We start from the raw sequence: 20316 nt of genomic DNA, 5'->3' as shown, positions 1-20316 counted from the left end.
AAAACACAGGTCACTGCCTGTGTTTTCGTAAACGGATAAGGGTTCACCAAAGAAATAGAAGAAAGCAGTGCTTTCGTCCTATACATGGTCAAAAAGCCCCAAGATAGTATACGTATCCAACAAGTGTTCACCTATACTATCCCATTCTATTTATAAAGGCAAAACAAAAAGAGGGCGTATTCGTCCCTCCCTCTTTTTCACATATAAGCTTAATAAAGGGTTCCTTTAAAATAGGCAGACCAATCCCGTTCACTCTGTACACAGACAGAGCCTTTGAGCGCTATTCAATTATCGGCACAAAGTATTGAGACGTAATCTGATTAAGATCAAAGGAAGCCCCTCCGTTCATTTTAAGTTACATAAAGTGTAGCATAAGTAATTCGCTTTCACAAGATGAAACCACCTATAGACACAGAAAGAAAATCTTTGTATTTTTACTTTAATCGTCATTTTTCGCGAGTTCTTCTCACAATAAAAATAACAAAAGTAATTATCAATAATAGACCCATGGAAATGATAGCAACTCGCCACCAACTGAAACCGCTCACCATCTCCCCTTTTAAATCCACTTTCTTCGTTGGAAGAGACTCTTTTGCAAATTGACTTAAAGCCACTTTGTCCGCCCCTGCCTCATCTAATCTCTTCGTTCTACTACAACTATGTGTGTGTAATTGTTTTTCTGATCCTCTTTGAGAAGAATATACTAAGTACTCTCCTCCCTCTACAAAGTGAAACACACAATCACCACCATTTGTATATACAATAATTTGCGAAGAACTTGTCCCTTTCCAAATATTCTTCACTTCAAATAAAATTTCAGTTCCAATCCCTTCTTTCCTTCCAACCTCAATTACTATCCCCTCAAACACCACATCATTTTTTTGAAATGCATCCTCTGGAGATTTTTTAATACAGTCACAAGCATAAGATTTATCTGGAAAAACAATAAGAATAAAGCTACAAATAATGACAACAGGCAACATGCGCAAAATTCTTTTCAAGGAGCCCCACTCCCTTCATTATCAATTTCAAAAGCTTCTCGTATATTATTTTTAAGCTACTCGCCAAATTCCTCCAGAGTAAATTAAACATTATCGTTTCCATACAATAAAAGTCTTTATTGACATTTTTATAACCTGATATTAGTATCAGGTTATAAAAATAAAAATTAGGAGATGTCCCTATGAATTCTAAATCTCGTATTACCGCAATTGGTACTTATGTTCCAGATCAAGTATTGTCTAATAACGATTTAGAAAAGATGGTCCATACGAATGATGAATGGATTGTACAAAGAACAGGCATGAAAGAAAGAAGAATTGCTAACGAAGACGAATACTCCTCACACTTAGCCATTAAAGCCATCGAAAATTTATTTACAACATATAAGAAAAACTTAGAAGATATTGACTGTATCATCGTCGCTACAACTACTGCTGATTATGTTTTTCCTAGTGTTGCTTGCCAAATACAACAATACTTCAACATACCTCATACACTAGCTTTTGATTTAAATGCAACTTGCGCTGGTTTCACATACGGACTGCATGTCGGTAATAGCTTAATCACTTCTGGATTACATCAAAAAGTACTCGTCATAGCGACAGAGACATTATCTAAAGTTACTGATTACACCGATAGAACGACCTGTATTTTGTTCGGTGATGGCGCTGGAGCTATTTTATTAGAAAGAGATGAAAACAAACCAAGCTTTATCGCTGCTCACATGGGAACAAACGGTGACGGTGGCATTCAACTATACAGAACAAACTTATCTACTACTATGAATGGCACACCACTACAAACAAGTGAAAAAATCGTTCAAAATGGAAGAGAAGTATATAAATGGGCTGTACGAACAGTACCATACGGCATAAAAGAACTATTACATACTGCAAATTTGCAAATAAATGATATAGACTGGTTCATACCACATAGTGCTAACTTAAGAATGATTGAATCTATTTGCGAAAAATCAAAAATATCTATTCAAAAAACATTAACGAGTGTGGAAGATATGGGGAATACATCTTCCGTCTCTATTCCACTCGCTTTAGATTTAGCTAGAAAAGAAGGAAGATTAAATAACGGAGACACACTTTTGCTGTACGGATTTGGTGGTGGACTTACGCATTTAGGGCTTATTGTGGAGTGGGATTTAAGTTAAACGAATTAAAAAGAGGTTCTAGGAAATAACTAGAACCTCTTTTTAATTTCATGAATTTTTTTTACCTAACCGAGACCACATCACAACAGGAATTAGCAATAATGCTAACAAGCCTCCCGCTAATGATAATGCCGCATAACTGGAATTAGCTACTACCATTCCTGACATCGCTCCACCTGAAGCTCCGGCTAACGCAATAAAAACATCTATTTTCCCTTGTGTTTTAGCACGTGTAGAAGGAGTTGTGGAGTCAACGATTTGTGCTGTACCACTAATCAATCCGAGATTCCATCCTAATCCGAGTAAAGAAAGAGCAACGATTAATAGTATTAAAGAATCACTCGGTGCTATCGCAGCTATGACACCAGCTGCGAGTAAAATCACCCCTCCAGCAATACTCATCGCTGTTCTACCAACTTTATCAATAAGAATTCCTGTAACAAGTGATGGAAGGTACATTGCCCCTACGTGGAATCCAATGACTAGCCCTACTTCACTTAGTCCATGACCATGGTGTCCCATATGTACTGGAGTCATAGTCATAATCGCAACCATCACTACTTGAGTAAGTATCATAACGATTGCTCCGACGGTAATGCCCCTTTTATTTTCTAACGTTTCATTAGTTACCGATTGTCCTTTATATGTATGTTCCTGTTTATATCTTTCTATTATGTTAGCAATAATTAACGGATCCGGACGAAGCATAACGAAAAGGACAAGACCCGCAAGTATAAATGCCGCTGCCGATAATATGAACGGACCAGCTAGTTCAGGAATTCCAATCGAATGAGCAAAATCCCCCATTACACCTACTAAATTTGGCCCCGCTACTGCACCGAAAGTCGTCATAACCATCGTAATACTAACAGCAGTTGCTCGTTGCTTCTCATTCGCTAAATCTGTACCCGCATAACGAGCTTGTAGATTCGTAGCTGTACCCGCACCATAAATGAGTAAAGAAACAAGTAAGAGAATAATACTATTTGTTAAAGCTGCCATTACAACACCAATAGCCCCAAGTCCCCCTACCATAAAACCTGTTGCAAGTCCTACCCGGCGTCCATATCGTTGTGAAAGCTTTCCTACTATGAAAGCTGCTACCGCAGATCCCAATGTAAACATAGCAGCCGGTAATCCTGCATATGCATCTGTTCCAAGCATTTGCTGCGCAAGAAGTGCACCTACTGTAATTCCAGCAGCTAATCCCGCTCCGCCAAACATTTGTGAAATACTTACGATTATTAACGTTCGTTTATATAATTTTTGTTGATCTTCTCGTGTATACATATGATTACTTATTGAAGCATCTGCTGTATCTATCATTTCCTCACCCTCTCTATAAAACTAATACCTCTTGTTAATGTACTATAGAACAATAAAACCCCCAAATTTAAAACACTAAAATTTATTTATCCATGTAAAGAACCCCACGGTTTACGTTTCGCCCATTACCGAGGAGTTCCCAAAATAACTCTAGAAAATTTTTTGACTGCTAACGTTCCATACTTAGAATGCAATTCATATTTAGCCTATTTTCCTTACAATTCCCCTACTATTCTTTCCTCTCTTTTCTTACTTAAAGTTTTCCTTTCCAAAAATAACAGACTTACTACAGCACAAACTAAAATGATTGGAACACTCGCTTTATATAAATCAGTAAAACTCATAGCCATCTTATTTTGAGCATACTGACTCACATCATTTGAAAATACGAGTATTTCTTTCTTTATTTTCTCTTCTTGTTTTTCGACCTCTTTTGTTACTTGATTCGTAGTTTCTTCTCTTTTTATATCTCTATATTCTACTGGAATCCCGCTTAATATTTCATCCGTCTTTTTATGAATCAATTCTTCCTTTTTCTCTTTACTTAATCCCATCGTAATTTCATTTTGTTCCTGATTTATATTCGACTCTAAACTTTGATTCTCTATTTTCTCTTTAGTCATTTGTAAAATCTCAGCTTTCTCGGCATTATTCACATGAATATTCCGCACTTTTTCTTCCGCATAACGATAGACACTCTCTTTATTTACTGTTAGATTGTGAGTTAAATTAGATACAAATATTGCAACCGCTAATACAATTCCAACTTGCCGTAACATCGATACAACACTTTGAGAAGCAGTTAATAATTCCCCTTCAAACGAAGATGCACTTAAAACTGTAATTGGTCCCACTACTAAACCATATCCAACACCTAATATCATACACGGAGTAATAATTTCTATATTTGTTGAATTGACGCCAATCATTTGCAACCAATAGTAGGATAGACCCATAACAAGAAACCCTGACAAAATAATAGTTACTTTTCCAAATTTTTTAATTAAAGTTGCTGCAACCGGTGAGACAAAAAATATCATCGCTGAAATAGGTGTCACTAAAAAAGCAGCTTCAATTTCCGTTCGGTATTGTATTTTTGTCAAGAATGTTGGAAGCAACACAGTTACTCCGATTAAAAATAAATTACTTAATACAACAACGATAGACGCTCCTACAAACATTCGATCTTTAAATAATTTTAAATTCACCATCGGATTATGAATCTTTCGTTCCACTAAAACAAATAGAATAAGAGAAATAGTGCTAATGGCATAACAAGACCAAGCGATATTACTTTGCCATCCCCACGTATTGCCTTTCACTAATACGAGAGTAAAAGAAAAAATCGCTAAACTACTTAATATAAGTCCAATCCAATCAATTTTTGAAATAATACGTTCTTCATTTTTTACTTGTAACATAATACAGCATAAAATGATTCCCAGAATACAAATCGGAACATTGACGAAGAACACCCATCTCCATCCTACATTTTGCGTAATAATTCCGCCTATTACCGGACCAAGTGCAGCTGACAATCCTTGCGTTACTCCTAAAATAGCAAGTGCAACATGCCTCTTTGCTAACGGCATAGCTGATACACCAATTACCATACTTGTCGGAAATAAAATTGCTGCTCCAACACTTTGTATAAAACGAGAAAAAATAAGGAAGTCACCTGTATTAGCAAAAGCACAAAGTACTGACCCACCACCGAAAATTACCAAACCAAGAATATACATCTTTGCTTTTCCAAAAATATCAGCTATCCGTCCTAGCGGAATTGCGAGTACTGCAATAGTCATTGTATATACATTTAATACCCAAGACATCTTTTCTAACGAAGTATTTACACTTGATTGTATTGCCGGTAAAGCTATATTCATAATTGTCGTATCAATCATACAAAGAAAAATACCTAAGCACATTAAAAAGACGATTTTTAGTCCCCTTGGTTGCTCCATGTTCATCTACCCCTTTATTTATTTTGAACACATTTTTCATTCTTCTGTTTTATTATTTTCTTTCGCTTCTAACTGCTCTAACTTTCTCTTCAGCGTTTCTACTTGTGCACTATATGTTGCAATACCTACATCAAGCGAAATTTCTTCAACAAACGTAATACCTTCTCTCCATTTTTCATATTTCAAGCGAAGGTCCACAATGTACGCTTCTTTCCTTTCAATTTCGTCTTCAATCCATTTTTTTATTGTCTCACCATCACTATAATTACCAAAATACATCCTCATTAAAAAATCTGAACGTAAAACATCTTTCTCTACATCCGTTTGCATGTATTGATAAAACTCTTCACGCCCTTCATCTGTAATAAAGTACATTTTCTTATTTGGTTTCCCTTCTTGCATGATAACCTCTTTTTTTATTTTCCCCTCTTTTTCCAACTGACGTAACGTTGGGTAAATCATTCCAAAGCTTCCATCAAAAAAATGAGTAAATACGTCTTCAAAAACGATTTTAATATCATAACCAGATAATTCTTTTTGCATTAATAAGCCTAAAACAACATCTCTTCCCTTCAAATTAAGACCCCCGTATAGTATATAATCAACAATCATATTAACAATGTTAATATGATTGTTGATTATATACCTTTTCTCAAAAATTGTAAAATGTTTCTAAATAAAAACTACCTGGTAATTTGATTAACACAAATTACCAGGTAGTCCCTATACAAACTTTACTTTTTAACCTTTACTTCTTGCACGGATTCAATTTCCTTTTTCTTACCTTCTTTTATTTCATAATAATAAGAAGGTAATTCTATATTATGTTCTAAGAAATACTCCTCAATTAATGAAATAATCACTTTTAATGTTTTCAAACGGGCGTATAGTTTATCATTACTCGCAATAATATGCCATTTCGCATTCGGCTTATCTGTTTTTTCAAACATCTCTTCCGTTGCTTCAACATACTCATCCCACTTTTCACGATTTCGCCAGTCTTCGTCTGTAATTTTCCATCTTTTAAGAGGGTTGTTCTCTCTTTCTGTAAACCTCTTTAACTGTTCATCTTTACTAATATGATAGAAAAACTTTCCTATTATGTAATGATCATCTGTTAATAGTTTTTCGAAATCATTAATTTCATCATACGCTCTCGTCCACTCTTCGTTTGTAGCAAAGCCTTCAACACGTTCAACTAATACACGCCCATACCATGAACGGTCGAATATAGTAATTTGCCCGTACTGAGGAAGTTTCCGCCAAAAACGTTGCAAATAATGATACCGTTTTTCATGAGGAGCAGGCGCGCCAATTGGATTTACTTGGAATCCACGTGGATCAAGATGTTCAGTCACTCGCTTAATCGCTCCGCCTTTACCTGCTGCATCCCAACCCTCCATAACGAGCATAACAGCTATTTTCTCTTCTTTTAAAATTTGCTGTAGTGCTAATAAGCGCATTTGATATTTTTCGAGTTTCTTATTGTACTTAGATTTTGATTCAATTCTTTTCGTTAAATCTACTTTAGCAAGATGCTCTTTTTCCATCAAACGAATCCCCCTTGTTATATGACAATGTTATTTTAACATATTTATTGGTAATTTTTTCATATTATTATTCTTTTGATTCATACGTGGGACTCTCCATCTTCAGTTTAATAAATTGATACAAAGGCGATATATACGTACCAACAAACATATGTAATTGAACGCTAGACACAAAAAATGCTGTGTAGAAAAATCTCTACACAGCTTCCTTATCTAATTCCCCTTAATATATCACTTTAATAGCATTTATCTTTTGACACATCCACTTATACTACAAACTAATTACCAGCGGAATACCTGCTTCCGGTAAAAAATAAGCAAACACTGTAAAGCCGATAATTAATATTGCAAATAACGACGTTACAACTCCAACCGATATTGTTAGAAAAATAGCATTCGAACCTTTTCTTACAGAACGAACAATCGAATATATCCCAAAGAAAAGACTTAATATTGCTACAATTATATATATACAAATACCGCATACCAAGGATTAACTTCCAATAAAACACCCGAAATAAATATATACAAAAATAATAATTGTAGAAAAATACTACTCCCCGTGCTTACTAGTACTTTCAATATAATGTTCTCCCTTACAATTCACTCTGACTAGATTTGATGTGTATCAACATATGGATCGCGTATATACCAGCTATTAAGCAGACGTGCCAAGTATAACCGTAGCAAATACTATAATGATTCCTAAGCCGAGACTCATACCCCTATCCCCTTACATTATATGGTATGTTTTCTCAAACAGAGCGAATAATAACAAATAACTTTGTTAAAGAATGGGGGTTTTTCAAAATGAACCGAAAAATAATATCTCTTTTCGTCCTTATATGCTTAGCACTACCAATACAAGCTAGCGCATACACATTTCAATCACTACCAATTGCGTCAAAGTCTAAACAGTGGTATATCGAAATTGACAAATCTCATAACTCAAACAAGCTAGCGGTGCAGCCAAAACAAGGTGTATATGATACGTATAGTTTACTCTTAAAAAATATTGGTAATGATGTATCAAATGTATCCGTAGAAATACTTGATAACACACCTACATCTAAAACTACCTTTAATCCTACTACATCAAATAACAACGTTTCAAAAAGTCATACAAGCTTTGACTACATGGTATTCCCATTAGACTTTAATAGCCATAATTTTAAAATCGTCATTACTTGGGAAGAAAAGAATTTCTCTTACAACGGCCATCCAGTACATGAGAGTAAACAAATGAAACAAACATTTGTGTTTAATGAAGAGTAAGTCCTAATTTGATTAGGGCTTACTCTTTATTTACAAAACCAGATTGAATTGCTTCTGTCACTTCTGTTGCAATATCTATTTTTGTATCGTCTACACAAATTTTTTTGTCCCAAACATGTACGGAAGGCACTTCATTAGATAAATGCTTAATTAAGATGAATCGATTATATGTCATTTTATTTTCTATAGAAGTCGCAATATACACCGTAAAATTCTTTGCTTCAAATACCTTTTCTTCCAAAACGTATTTACATCCCAACTCTGCTACTACTAAATCGTTTAGGTTTTCTATAGTCATATACCATATCCCCTTTTAGCCTACATGATCAATCGAACCACCGAATACTTGGTACAGACAATGCCATTCCAATTGTTATGAGTACTAAAATAGCTAGCGTTATAATTGTTATCTTTCCACCTATTACAGTAGCTAACCAGCCTACAACCACATATCCTAATGGCAATAAAGCAAATGAACCTAACATATCAAGGCTTGCCACTCTTCCAAATGCTTCTTCTGGTACAAGCTCTTGTAAACTTGTTTCCCAAATGAGCCCAAATATCATAATACCGAATCCTTCAATTACCATTAATCCAATTAAGGCAGGTGCCCAAGAAACGAAAGGCATAATTAATAGTGCCATTCCACTTATTAACACACCGCCATACGCAAGTAATCCTCTCTTATGCCACTGCTGCCTCCCACCAAAAATTAGCGCTGCAATTACAGCTCCAGCACCAGAAGCAGCCATACCCAATCCATAAAAATTTAAAATGTGGTGACGCTTTAACTGGCAATAACAATTTACCGACATAACTTAAATTTTTCTCTGTTGGTATTTCTCCTTGCATATCTCTCTCCTCTTTTCAAATGATTATAGACTTTATAATTAATAACTGAAAATTAATAATATTCTATTTTTAATTATATAAGAAACTATTACGTTATGGTAAAATTATCAAGAAAAGATAAAGGAGAATACATTATTATGCCTCAAAATTCTCATAACATCGAGCACCGCATCTATACAATGTGTATGATCCAGCGAAATAATGACGCTTTACTTATAAAACGCCCCGACCATCGAGGTTTTCCTGGCTACATAGCTCCTGGTGGAAAAGTAGATTTCCCAGAAAGCATATTACAAGCTGCTATACGAGAATCGAAAGAGGAGACCGGACTCCACGTTTCTAATTTAATTTTCAAGGGATTAGACGAATATGTAAATCCTAAGGAAAATGTTCGATATATGGTATTTAACTATTGGACAGATTCATTTGAAGGTGAACTCCTTTTGAATCCTCCTGAAGGCGAATTATTATGGGTACCCATTGATGAAGCACTAAATCTTCCTATGCAAGATTGGTTTAAAGAGAGATTCCCATTATTTTTTGAAAAAGGTACGTTTGAAATTCAACGTGTTTGGGACCGAGACTTGGATAAACAAGTTGCGATGACAATTACGCATACGTAAAAAAGCTTGGAATCTCTCCAAGCTTTTCTTACTTCTCCTCTATTTTCTTAATCTCATAATCAATTTCTAAAAACTTAACTCCAAATATCCACATTCTATGATTAGCTTCTAATATTTGATCCGTGCTCTCTTTAATAATAAAAGTCTCTGCTAATGGTAAACGTATTGTAAAGAAACGAGTATGTAAATAAATCCCCTCATCTCCCTTACCATTTCTTCTCAACTTACTAGTAATGATTAAATCTTTATTCTTATTACATAATTTCAAAATCCCCGTCATATTCGAATATGGTAAAGGTAATCCGATATTCATGTATTTCTCATCCTCATGGGTATGTTTTGAGTAAAGAGCTACAAAAATAGATTCTCCTGCTTCATTTTTTCTTAGCCAAGCCCTTACATTCTCTCTTCCATCCTTCTCATCTATTACCCCAATGATAGAGCCATGCATAGTTTCCCACTTGCCGCCCATTCCTAAATGTATTTGTCCTACACGCTTACTCATTTTCTCATAACAAAATGCAAGCGGGCGAAACCAACGAGTCCATTTAATATGCGATTGTAACTCATACTCTTTTGTATTTTCATAAAAACAAATAATACTTAAAGGAATCTTCGTCGCGTCAAATGCCTCACTATGAAAATCATTCATTTTATCAACTAAACCTTTGTATTCCTTGTTATCTATTAAATTTCTGTTATGTAAAAATGCTTCACCAACTGTCGCATTTCCTCTTAACCTGCTCATTGGTTTCCCGTAATATTTATAATTCGGAGCACTCTTTTCAATCATCCAGCCGACAAATGCTGGTAACGCTACTCCAATTCCATTGACAACACCGTGGATCCAAACCATTTGTGCAATTGTAATCGTCATTACTTGTTTGAAATTCCCGTATGAATATATGAGTGAAAACATTATCGTTACCATAAGTGTGCTGGATGAAAGAGTAAGGAGAATCTTTGTACTTATAGCATTAAATTTCGTTCTCCACACGTAAACTCCATATCCGTATATGGCACATAAATATATGAACACTGCAAAAAATTCAAACACCCTCGAATACGTAATTCCTATCGCAACTGTCATTGGAGAAATGACGATGATAAACATAATAGCGTCATATAACTTACTTCCCCGTTCTCTTTTCCTTCCAAGTAAACCAGCTGATAACGGCAATAGAAATGCCGAGTAATGAAAGTGTGCAGCTGTGAGTAAAACTATGTCAGAACTAAAATACATAATGGGGAATTTTGCTACAGAAGCAAAAAACCAAAAACCACCTAAAAACAAATAAATAAAAGCACTATCTATAGCTGCTTCCTCTAACGGCTTCCATCCTCTTTCTAGCAATCTACTTATACCAAATAATGCAACGATTCCTGTATATGCAAACCAAAGTAGCGCAAAGAAATAGTGATTTGTTACGAAAGCTAGCATTGCACTGATTGCTGCAATTGGATATAAAAACGATACAAATTTATAAAATAATAAATACGTTCCATTTCTTGTTTCTTTGTCAATAATACAAAATGACATCGGTATAAATAATAAGATAGATAACAATATAATTGCTTCAACAGGATTTACATTCGACCACTCGTATATTAGAAATATAATATAACAAACAAGCCCAAATAGTATATTTTTCATATCGTTTATTCCCTTTCCACAAATGTTCCCTTATATGAAAATAACGAACCAATTAACGGATTTCGTACTTGTACATGAATTCGAAAACATTGTAGTGTTTCATCATAACTTTCTACAATTTTTGCCTCTCCGTATAAAAATCTAGGTAACGGTATTTTTCTTCCAAACATAAAAAACCATTGTTTCTTTGAAGAAATATGCATCCCGCCTTTTTCATCAATATAAAAATTCAACGTAGAAACGAGTATATGCGGTTCGCCAAAATAATCTACAATTTCATTATTCTCTTCATCCAACTTCATAACAGCGTTAAAATATCTTTTCTTATTATGAAAATAAAAAGTACGATTCCACCGTACAAATTCTTTCCCCTGTCCATCTCGCTCAGCGGTATTATGTATCACAAACGGAACTTTTTGCCCTCGCTCAGAGAAAAACATACGGAACTTCGATGTAATTTTTAATATTAATTTAACGAAAAAAGATCCTCCATAAATTTCATCCATTTCCCCTTCCCCAATAAAGCTATTTCCCTTTGTTATCGCATATCGTTCCTGCAATTTTGGATGAAGCCTTTTATAAGAATCCCCTAATAATCTTTCATAAATATTAACCATATACTTATCCCTTTCTCGTCCTCTTACAATTTTTTGCACTCGGCAAATTAGTGCTATTCATATAACCGACAATCGATAACCCTATTAGAAGAAAATTTAATGTAATCGGATTAAACGGCTCTGTAAAACTTGTGATATTCGTAACTCCTGCCACTATAGTTAAGCCTATTAACATAACAATATGCAATATAAACAACTTTCGTTTTTGAAATGGCAATAGCCACATAACACCCCATATTATTTCTAAAAATCCAACTATTTTAAGTATAAAAATACTACTATCATTCGATCCGATTAGCGCAGAAAGCATCTTTACTTCTTCTGAATGAGTAAACATCAATTTCGGTACAATCCCTTGATATAACCATACGAAAGCAACTAAAAAGCAAACGAGCCAATACGTCATCGTTCTTCTAATTAGCAACTTAGGATGAAGTCCCTTTTCTAACCATAATTTTAAAGCATCAAAACTCCATGCAGTTGCCCAACCTAATAGCGGACGAAAAATATATGAATCTATCACATTCCCTATACGACCAAACCTTGTATCATAATCATATTGCGTTTCAAAATGAATATGTTCTCCATTCGGGGTATACTTCCAATAACCTCGTCCTATTTGTATAAGTGATAGCTTATTGTCTGTCCAAAATTTCAAAGAGGAAATGCGCTCTCCAGTTTCTTTTCTTATTTCACCTATCGATTCCCCTTCTCCGGCTATTTCAAGCCCGAAACCAATCTTCGTTTTATATAAAAACTTCTGCGGCTCCCCCTCTTTTTTCTCCAAATACGAGATTTCCGTAAAACGGGCATCCCACTTTGTATGTAGGTCCGGCTCTTGCGTATATTCCCATAATTTCTTCATTTTTGTGTTCATTTTTGTTGCTACATAAATAGGCTTTTTCTTGCCCATCCTTCCACCTCCCATGCGCTATATTTTTAATGTACATGCAACGAATTTATTTTGCTACGTTTTTCACAAACTAATTTAATAAAAAGATAGAATTTCAAAAAAATACAAAAAACACTTGATTCCCTGAAAAATTTAAATTATTATAAAACAAATGTTACCAACAACTTCATAAATCATACACTCTCGCCTAAAACGTGAGATAGAGGTTGCAACGCTTATAAGTATTCTAAAGGAGACACAGAGATGTCTATGATCTTAGAGGAAAGGAAGTGTTGCCGAAATTGATAAATTTCTCTGCATTTATCAATTGGGGCTGTTTTCGAATAGAAACAGAACTGTCATATGTACAGACGTGTACGTATGAAGAGCTATCTACAAAAAAGAGATATCATTTTTATGATATTCCTTTTTTGGCGGTTTTTTTTATTAGCTCCGTTTTCTGTTTCCCTTTTCCTGTAACAGCACCATCCTCACTTATTTGAGATGGTGTTTTTTGTTTTTCTCTCTGGTAACTACAGGAATATTGGGATTTGTATATGTCCTAACCTATTCTTAAAAATGGACGAAAGAAGGAATTCGTAATGGAAACGATTGTACAAAAATTTGGCGGTACTTCTGTCGGAAGCGTCGAACGCATTCAACATGTAGCAAATTTAATTATTGAAGAATATGAACGAGGACATAGTATTGTCTCTGTCGTTTCAGCAATGGGAAAAAGTACGGATAAACTTGTAGCACTTGCTAACGCTATTACTGAAAATCCAAGTAAACGTGAAATGGATATGCTCCTATCTACAGGAGAACAAGTAACCATTTCATTATTAACAATGGCACTACAAACAAAAGGTTATAACGCAATTTCATTAACAGGATGGCAGGCTGGTATTACGACAGAATCTGTACATAGTAGTGCACGGATTACTGACATTAATACTGGTCGTATTCAATCCTATCTTGCTGATGGCACGATTGTTATAGTAGCTGGTTTCCAAGGAGTAAGTGAAGAACATGAAATTACCACACTTGGCCGCGGTGGCTCCGATACGACTGCTGTCGCATTAGCTGCCGCACTAAAAGCAAAAAAATGTGATATTTATACGGATGTGTCAGGCGTATATACGACTGATCCACGAGTTGTACAAGATGCTTATAAATTAGATGAAATTTCTTATGACGAAATGTTAGAGCTTGCAAATCTCGGTGCTGGCGTATTACACCCACGCGCTGTTGAATTTGCTAAAAATCATAATGTCGTTTTAGAAGTAAGATCAAGCATGGAACAAGAAAACGGAACAATTGTAAGGGGAGAATGTAACATGGAACAACAATCAATCGTTAAAGGTATCGCATTTGAGGATAATATTACACGCGTCACAATTAAAGGATTAGAACAAGGTGCACTTTCAACAGTTTTCTCTACATTAGCAGCGGCACATATTAATGTAGATATTATTATTCAAAGTATTACAAATGAAGGAACTGTTCACCTCTCCTTCTCGATTCATTCTAATGATTTAAGAGAAACATTAGAAGTGTTAGAACAAAATCAAGAGGCACTTCACTATGAATCTGTAGAACATGAAAATCATTTAGCGAAAGTATCAATTGTAGGATCTGGTATGGTATCTAACCCGGGAGTTGCTGCGAATATGTTCACTACTTTAAAAGAAGGCGGTATTCATATTAAAATGGTAAGTACATCTGAAATTAAAGTATCAGTTGTCATTGACCGTATTCACTTAGTAGATGGCGTTGAAGCACTCCATCAATCATTTATGGCGAAAATTGAGCCTTTAGTGCAAATGATTTAATTTCCGCCAGTAAAACTTACAACAAATTATATTAATCTATTTCCTTCCTATATAAATAGAAAGCTGTCCACATAGAATTTTAAAAATCTATGCAGACAGCTTTTTATCTTGTTATCGATATCCGAAGATCATTATAAAACAATTAAATTATTCTTTATACCCTTTCCTAGGAAATATAAATGACTCTTCTTATTTCTTATTACATATACCCTTTCGCTCTTTCCCTTGAAAAAACGATCTATATTCATTCAAAATAACTTTTTTCACGTCAAAGTAAAAAAGGGAGAGTAGCTCTTATTCCACAGCTACTCTCCCTCTCACTTATATTAAAACAAATGAATGTTTTCTTTCTTGCAAGCTTCACGTAAATCGTCAGGCCATACAGAAGATTGAACTTCACCGATATGTGCTTTACGTAAGAAGTACATACACATTCTTGATTGGCCGATACCACCACCAATTGTTAATGGTAGTACGTCTTCTAAAATACCTTTATGGAAATCATACTCACGTTTGAAGTCTTCACCAGTTTTCGTTAATTGCTCATCAAGTGCTTTACTATCAACACGAATTCCCATTGATGATAATTCGAATGAAGCTTGTAGTACTGGGTGCCAGAATAAAATGTCACCGTTTAATTTCCAATCATCATAATCGGATGCGCGTCCATCGTGCTTTTCACCTGAACGGAGTGCATCACCAATTCCAATAATAAAGACTGCACCGTGTTCTTTCGCAATTGCATGTTCACGATCTTTCGGTGTTAATTCTGGATATTTATCTTCCAGTTCTTGAGAAGTAATGAAAACAATTTCTTCTGGTAAATACTTTCCAAGGAACGGATATTTTTCAAATAAGTGATCTTCTAATTCTTTGAATATTCCATAAATTATTTGTACTGTTTTTTGTAAGTAATCGACAGTACGCCATTCTTTTTGAACGATTTTTTCCCAATCCCATTGGTCAACATAAATGGAATGTGTTGCATCAAGTTCTTCATCACGACGAATCGCGTTCATGTTTGTATATAAACCTTCACCAGCTTCATATCCGTATTCATGTAATGCGAATCTTTTCCACTTCGCTAGTGAATGCACAATTTCTAATTCTTCTCCTGAATGTAACATATCAAACTCAATTGGACGTTCTACACCGTTTAAGTGATCGTTTAATCCTGATTTTTTCGTTACGAATAATGGTGCAGATACGCGGAATAGTTCAAGGCGTTTTGCTAATTGATCCTCGAAAAATGTTTTAACTTCCTTAATTGCGATTTGAGTCTCTCTTACTGTCATTAATGATTGATACATGGTGGTTTCCTCCTAAAATGTTTGGATGTTGTGGAAAAAAGCCAATAAAAAAAGCCCTTCTTTCCCAAAAAACTGGGACGAAAGACTTTGGTTCCGCGGTACCACCCAAATTAGCAACAGAGGTTGCTCACTTATACAGTACGGAGATGAAAAAATCTCGATACTGTTCTTCTTGTAACGGCGAAGTTCCCGGCTAAGTCTACTTTCCTATAAAGGATTTCGGTTAGCGACTCCAGGAGGTTCTTCATAATAGGCTTCGTATCAGGCTCACACCGCCCCTGACTCGCTTAAACTACATCCTACTACTACTCGTCCTTTCATAGTCGTTTTATTGTCACATCTCTGAAACATTTTATTAATGATTATTCTATACAAAAAATAGATAAAGTCAACAAAAAGTTTTAAAATATTTTTCAATTCTTTATTTTATGTCTTTACCGACTGTTCTTAATATAACATTTTTATTTCCTTTGTCTCTTCAATCCAAAAAACATTTCACTAACTGAAACTAACATATACACAACCAGTAATGTGATCGTTCGAAAAATAGAATCCGCAGTATTTCTTATTATTTTCATTTTATTTGTAATTCCTTTCAGTTTACTCGCAATTTCATGATATACTATAGCATTCAAGCAGTTTGTTTTTACTTAAAGCAAACATAGTCATTTATCGATAGTATTTTTCTAAAACATTGGCTATTATCAAATCAGATTTTTTATATAACGGAGTGATCATATGAGTAAAACGAAAGCAAAACCGAAAAAAGGTGTAGGACAAGGTACAGGAAGTAAAGGATGGAACCGTTGGCAATCAAGTGCGAAAAAGAAAGCTGCAAAACCATACAAAAGTAAAGGTACAAAGAAATAAAATAAATTTCGCTTTATTTCTTTACTTTGTTCAAAACAAAATATAATTATTACAACAAAAAAGCTATGCTCTCATAAATTTGAAAGCATAGCTTTTTTCCATATTAAATCATAAGGATATCTCGAATTTCTTCCTCCGTTATTGAAGACAGTTTTTCTTCCCCCGGCTCAATAATTTCAGCAATTAAATTTTTCTTACTCTCTTGTAACTCGTGCATTTTTTCTTCAATTGTTCCATGTGCTACTAACTTAATCACTTGCACTGTATTTTTTTGTCCCATTCGATACGCTCTATCCGCTGCTTGTTGTTCAACAGCTGGATTCCACCATAAATCATACAATATTACCGTATCTGCACCTGTTAAATTCAAACCGGTACCACCAGCTTTTAACGAGATAAGAAATAAATCCCCTTCTCCTTCGTTAAAACGATTGCATAGCTCTACACGTTCTTGCGCTGGTGTACTCCCGTCTAAATAAAAGTATGGAACTGCTTGACGGTTTAATTCTCGTCCGATTATTGAAAGCATCTTCGTAAATTGAGAAAAAATTAAAATTCGCTTCCCTGTACTTCTACATTCCTCTAAAATCTCTAAAAGTTGTTCAAATTTGGCTGAACTGCCTTTATAATCATCAACAAACAAAGCAGGATGACAACAAATTTGCCGTAGTCTCGTTAAACCAGCTAAAACCCGAATTTTATTTTTACGTAACGTATCTTTATCCAAATGTTTTAACGTTTCTTCTCTTAACTTTGCTAAATAAGCTGCGTAAAGCCTCTTTTGATCTGGTAAAAGTTCTGATGATTGTAAGTGCTCAATTTTTTTTGGTAGCTCCTGTAATACATCTTCCTTTAACCTTCTTAACACGAAAGGTTTTACCCGCTTCGCAATATCTTCACGTCTTAAATCACCGAACTCTTTTCTTCCTGGTAATAATTCTGGGAAGACGACGTGGAAGATAGACCATAGCTCTTCTAATGAATTTTCTACAGGCGTTCCTGTTAGTCCAAAACGGTACTCCGCCTGAACTGTTTTTACTGCTCTTGCAGTTTGCGTCGTATGATTTTTAAATGCTTGTGCTTCATCAAGAAATAGCGTATGAAATGGCATTGCATATAATCTTATATCTCTTCTTAGTAAAGGATAGGACGTAATTACTACATCAAATTTCGTTACATCTTTTAAAACTTTTCGGCGCTCTTCTTGATTTCCATCTGCAATAACAGCTCTAATATGTGGAGCGAATTTTTTTAACTCGCTAAGCCAGTTGTAAACAAGGGAAGACGGAGAAACAACTAATATAGGCAGTTTCTTCTCTCGAATTTCCGGCAAAACAGAGTCTATAAAAGCAATACTTTGCAACGTTTTCCCAAGTCCCATATCATCAGCTAAAATGCCACCAAAACGATAATAGGCAAGTGTTTTCATCCACTGGAATCCGTATATTTGATACTCTCTCATTATCGCATCTAAGCCACTTGGCACCGTAAACTTCAGCTTTTTAGGGTTTTGAATGTTCTCTACCAATTCTTGAACAGACTCATCTAAACTTAATACGTTTCCTTCTTGCAATGAATTCATCCATTTCACACTACGAATAAGAGGGACATCTATTTCTTCGCCCTTTAAAAATTCTTTTCGAATACTAGATTCTTTTATAAACTGATTAATGTCATTAAACTCTTTACTCTCAAGTGATAGTAAAGCACCACTTGCTAAACGATAATATTTGCGCTTCTCCTCAAGAGCGACTAATACCCCTTTAATTTCTGCCTCTGGAATACCTTTTATATCAAAGCGGAATGATAACCAATCAATTCTCTCTTTCCTTCTAACTCGTATAAGAGGAGCTGTATCTCCTTTATGAATTCGTAATTTGATTGCTGTCGTCGCATAAATATCAACTAAACCTTTTAACGTTGGAACAACGTAATATAAAAAGTTATACTCAGCTTCTTCATTATGCATAAAATAACCGCCTTCTGTCTTTGCAAAGGCACTTTCACTCATAATGTCTAAAATCTCTTTTTCCTTTTTCTCATCACGATTAAAAACAGATGGCTGCCCATCCTCTTCTAACGGATTAATCACGACGTTTCCATAATGAAATTCGAGACCTGCTAACAAGCGATTTTTCACTCGATCTAAATATAATTTTGCTTTTAGCGAAGGCGTTTCAACACGATTTGATATTACTTCATCAATTCGCACAGTACCAAGCTTCATTAATCCTGGTACAACTTTTGCTACAAAGTGTTCCATCTTATCTGCTGGAATATACAATTGGTTACTACTAGAACGATTCATCATTTTTTGTAATTCGATAAGCCGCTTACAATCCTCAGCATTCAACTGATACAGTTTCCCTCCAAATAGAGCATAACTATACGTATCCATTACTTCTACTTGTTGTAAGCCGTCAATATAAAGTGTAAACCCACCGTTACTCCCTTTATTAAACTCAAAATGTAAAGGCAGTAGTCCTTTTGAAATTTGTAAACCGTGAAAAGATTGTCCATCTTGATTAAGTCTCACACACTCAGTTTTAGAAAGTAAAGAAAGCATATCCATCCACGAAGCTGGCGGTATTAAAATCATGCTATCATCTTGTTTTGCGTGTACTTCTAGTGTATCTTCATACATTTTTTCATTATGATACATTTTAATAAGTTGCTGAATAATCGCATCCGTTTCTTGCTTGAAGCTATGTACATCTGGTGTGTATGTAAATTCATTGGAACAATTAAAAGCCTCTCTTTTCTCCACTTTAGAAAGAAATTCTCTAATATGATTTACGAAATACGTTTTGGCGATCTTCAACTGAACCCCAAGAAGTGCCCCACCATTTTTCGTAACTACTGGTGTACAATTAAACTCAATATCAAGTATTTCACGTGTATCAAAACGGTGTTGTTTACTTTTTGGCCTCAGTGGTTGTTCTGCAAACAACTGAAACATCCCGCTTGTTAATTGTTCATTTCCGCTCATGTTTCCGCTACTAATAGGCAGCATTCCACCGGTTTGCTGATTATGATTTATTTGTATCAATACTGCCGCAACATGTTGACAGTACGTTTGAAAAGACGCTAACGAAGGACAACTACATTTCGCAACAACATCACCTTTTTTAGCTTTTTCTACTGTAACATGAAAATCTTCGTTCCCTTTTACCGTCGCCTCGCAAATTTCTTTATTTTCATCATAATGATTTATTATTACTTTATTTGATTTATAATAAGCTTCGCCTCTTTTATATGAGGTCTCTCCGCATACTTCTTTAATAATCGATTTATTTAATGTAAAACCCATTGTTTTGACACTTCCTTAATTTAAAACCAGTTTCTCTTAACTAACATTTTACATGCTCTACGAGAAAATATAAA

General features: G+C 34.9%; 16 protein-coding genes, 3 pseudogenes, 1 riboswitch and 1 other annotated feature. Of the genes and pseudogenes, 5 read left to right on the top strand and 14 right to left on the bottom strand.

Annotated elements, in window-relative coordinates:
* Nucleotides 1-446 precede the first annotated feature (446 nt).
* Nucleotides 447-1001, bottom strand: a complete 555-nt coding sequence (locus tag MHB76_RS08865; RefSeq protein ID WP_340986242.1) for a cobalamin biosynthesis protein CbiN — start codon at nt 999-1001, stop codon at nt 447-449.
* A 182-nt stretch (nt 1002-1183) separates the two neighbouring features.
* On the opposite strand from MHB76_RS08865, the gene MHB76_RS08860 reads away from it, so the two are divergent.
* A complete protein-coding gene (locus tag MHB76_RS08860) occupies nt 1184-2167 on the top strand; it encodes a ketoacyl-ACP synthase III (RefSeq protein ID WP_078173128.1) in 984 nt (327 codons plus the stop codon).
* 48 nt (nt 2168-2215) lie between these two features.
* On the opposite strand, the gene MHB76_RS08855 is transcribed toward MHB76_RS08860, so the two are convergent.
* The 5 genes and pseudogenes from MHB76_RS08855 to MHB76_RS08835 all read right to left on the bottom strand — a co-directional run bounded on the left by MHB76_RS08855 (nt 2216) and on the right by MHB76_RS08835 (nt 7589).
* Nucleotides 2216-3493, bottom strand: coding sequence for an MFS transporter (locus tag MHB76_RS08855; protein ID WP_078173127.1), 1278 nt, complete (start codon nt 3491-3493; stop codon nt 2216-2218).
* A 215-nt stretch (nt 3494-3708) separates the two neighbouring features.
* Nucleotides 3709-5457: an MFS transporter gene (locus MHB76_RS08850; protein WP_078173126.1), complete on the bottom strand. Its 1749-nt coding sequence runs from the start codon at nt 5455-5457 to the stop codon at nt 3709-3711.
* 36 nt (nt 5458-5493) lie between these two features.
* Nucleotides 5494-6033 (bottom strand): PadR family transcriptional regulator, encoded by a 540-nt coding sequence (locus MHB76_RS08845; RefSeq protein ID WP_078173125.1) that lies wholly within the window; start codon nt 6031-6033, stop codon nt 5494-5496.
* A gap of 158 nt (nt 6034-6191) precedes the next feature.
* Nucleotides 6192-7007: a polyphosphate kinase 2 family protein gene (locus tag MHB76_RS08840; protein WP_078173124.1), complete on the bottom strand. Its 816-nt coding sequence runs from the start codon at nt 7005-7007 to the stop codon at nt 6192-6194.
* Between the two features lie 271 nt (nt 7008-7278).
* Nucleotides 7279-7589, bottom strand: a pseudogene (locus tag MHB76_RS08835) (alpha/beta hydrolase).
* A 228-nt stretch (nt 7590-7817) separates the two neighbouring features.
* On the opposite strand from MHB76_RS08835, the gene MHB76_RS08830 reads away from it, so the two are divergent.
* Entirely contained in the window at nt 7818-8282 is a 465-nt protein-coding gene (locus tag MHB76_RS08830; RefSeq protein WP_340986239.1) for a hypothetical protein, read from the top strand.
* A gap of 19 nt (nt 8283-8301) precedes the next feature.
* On the opposite strand, the gene MHB76_RS08825 is transcribed toward MHB76_RS08830, so the two are convergent.
* Nucleotides 8302-8580: a hypothetical protein gene (locus tag MHB76_RS08825; RefSeq protein ID WP_002158391.1), complete on the bottom strand. Its 279-nt coding sequence runs from the start codon at nt 8578-8580 to the stop codon at nt 8302-8304.
* Between the two features lie 28 nt (nt 8581-8608).
* A pseudogene (locus MHB76_RS08820) lies at nt 8609-9046 on the bottom strand (MFS transporter); the annotation flags it as partial.
* A gap of 225 nt (nt 9047-9271) precedes the next feature.
* Here MHB76_RS08820 and MHB76_RS08815 point away from each other — a divergent pair.
* Nucleotides 9272-9757, top strand: coding sequence for an 8-oxo-dGTP diphosphatase (locus MHB76_RS08815; protein ID WP_002148930.1), 486 nt, complete (start codon nt 9272-9274; stop codon nt 9755-9757).
* A gap of 28 nt (nt 9758-9785) precedes the next feature.
* Here MHB76_RS08815 and MHB76_RS08810 read toward each other — a convergent pair whose 3' ends face one another.
* From MHB76_RS08810 to MHB76_RS08800, 3 genes are read right to left on the bottom strand one after another with little or no spacing between them, the layout of a single operon-like run.
* Complete coding sequence (locus tag MHB76_RS08810) at nt 9786-11411, bottom strand: YndJ family protein (RefSeq protein WP_078173121.1); 1626 nt, start codon at nt 11409-11411, stop codon at nt 9786-9788.
* 5 nt (nt 11412-11416) lie between these two features.
* On the bottom strand, nt 11417-12028 hold the full coding sequence (locus tag MHB76_RS08805) for a DUF4166 domain-containing protein (protein ID WP_078173120.1): 612 nt from the start codon (nt 12026-12028) through the stop codon (nt 11417-11419).
* Between the two features lie 4 nt (nt 12029-12032).
* Nucleotides 12033-12941, bottom strand: coding sequence for a DoxX-like family protein (locus tag MHB76_RS08800; protein ID WP_078173119.1), 909 nt, complete (start codon nt 12939-12941; stop codon nt 12033-12035).
* A gap of 192 nt (nt 12942-13133) precedes the next feature.
* Nucleotides 13134-13320: riboswitch (Lysine riboswitch) on the top strand.
* A gap of 202 nt (nt 13321-13522) precedes the next feature.
* On the opposite strand from MHB76_RS08800, the gene MHB76_RS08795 reads away from it, so the two are divergent.
* Entirely contained in the window at nt 13523-14752 is a 1230-nt protein-coding gene (locus MHB76_RS08795) for an aspartate kinase (protein ID WP_078173118.1), read from the top strand.
* A gap of 189 nt (nt 14753-14941) precedes the next feature.
* On the opposite strand, the pseudogene MHB76_RS08790 reads toward MHB76_RS08795, so the two are convergent.
* Nucleotides 14942-15031, bottom strand: a pseudogene (locus MHB76_RS08790) (helix-turn-helix domain-containing protein); the annotation flags it as partial.
* A gap of 47 nt (nt 15032-15078) precedes the next feature.
* Nucleotides 15079-16062: an aspartate--ammonia ligase gene (gene asnA / locus MHB76_RS08785; RefSeq protein WP_078173117.1), complete on the bottom strand. Its 984-nt coding sequence runs from the start codon at nt 16060-16062 to the stop codon at nt 15079-15081.
* 70 nt (nt 16063-16132) lie between these two features.
* Nucleotides 16133-16392 (bottom strand) — a binding site (T-box leader).
* 408 nt (nt 16393-16800) lie between these two features.
* Between asnA and MHB76_RS08780 the strand changes: the two genes are divergently transcribed.
* Complete coding sequence (locus tag MHB76_RS08780; RefSeq protein WP_000047589.1) at nt 16801-16932, top strand: DUF3934 family protein; 132 nt, start codon at nt 16801-16803, stop codon at nt 16930-16932.
* 103 nt (nt 16933-17035) lie between these two features.
* On the opposite strand, the gene MHB76_RS08775 is transcribed toward MHB76_RS08780, so the two are convergent.
* Nucleotides 17036-20242, bottom strand: a complete 3207-nt coding sequence (locus MHB76_RS08775; protein ID WP_078173116.1) for a DEAD/DEAH box helicase — start codon at nt 20240-20242, stop codon at nt 17036-17038.
* Nucleotides 20243-20316: the final 74 nt, after the last annotated feature.

The sequence above is a fragment of the Bacillus sp. FSL M7-1345 genome (assembly GCF_038006985.1).
Lineage (GTDB): Bacteria > Bacillota > Bacilli > Bacillales > Bacillaceae_G > Bacillus_A > Bacillus_A cereus_U.
The sequence above is the reverse complement of the archived record's forward strand: the minus strand, read 5'-3'. Positions and strand labels throughout refer to the sequence as shown.

Bases quoted from the DNA above. Each gene is read 5' to 3' on its own strand.
- MHB76_RS08860 (WP_078173128.1), top strand. From the start codon at position 1,184: ATGAATTCTAAATCTCGTATTACCGCAATTGGTACTTATGTTCCAGAT.
- MHB76_RS08855 (WP_078173127.1), bottom strand. From the start codon at position 3,493: ATGATAGATACAGCAGATGCTTCAATAAGTAATCATATGTATACACGA.
- MHB76_RS08850 (WP_078173126.1), bottom strand. From the start codon at position 5,457: ATGGAGCAACCAAGGGGACTAAAAATCGTCTTTTTAATGTGCTTAGGT.
- MHB76_RS08840 (WP_078173124.1), bottom strand. From the start codon at position 7,007: ATGGAAAAAGAGCATCTTGCTAAAGTAGATTTAACGAAAAGAATTGAA.
- MHB76_RS08830 (WP_340986239.1), top strand. From the start codon at position 7,818: ATGAACCGAAAAATAATATCTCTTTTCGTCCTTATATGCTTAGCACTA.
- MHB76_RS08825 (WP_002158391.1), bottom strand. From the start codon at position 8,580: ATGACTATAGAAAACCTAAACGATTTAGTAGTAGCAGAGTTGGGATGT.
- MHB76_RS08815 (WP_002148930.1), top strand. From the start codon at position 9,272: ATGCCTCAAAATTCTCATAACATCGAGCACCGCATCTATACAATGTGT.
- MHB76_RS08810 (WP_078173121.1), bottom strand. From the start codon at position 11,411: ATGAAAAATATACTATTTGGGCTTGTTTGTTATATTATATTTCTAATA.
- MHB76_RS08805 (WP_078173120.1), bottom strand. From the start codon at position 12,028: ATGGTTAATATTTATGAAAGATTATTAGGGGATTCTTATAAAAGGCTT.
- MHB76_RS08800 (WP_078173119.1), bottom strand. From the start codon at position 12,941: ATGGGCAAGAAAAAGCCTATTTATGTAGCAACAAAAATGAACACAAAA.
- MHB76_RS08795 (WP_078173118.1), top strand. From the start codon at position 13,523: ATGGAAACGATTGTACAAAAATTTGGCGGTACTTCTGTCGGAAGCGTC.
- asnA (WP_078173117.1), bottom strand. From the start codon at position 16,062: ATGTATCAATCATTAATGACAGTAAGAGAGACTCAAATCGCAATTAAG.
- MHB76_RS08780 (WP_000047589.1), top strand. From the start codon at position 16,801: ATGAGTAAAACGAAAGCAAAACCGAAAAAAGGTGTAGGACAAGGTACA.
- MHB76_RS08775 (WP_078173116.1), bottom strand. From the start codon at position 20,242: ATGGGTTTTACATTAAATAAATCGATTATTAAAGAAGTATGCGGAGAG.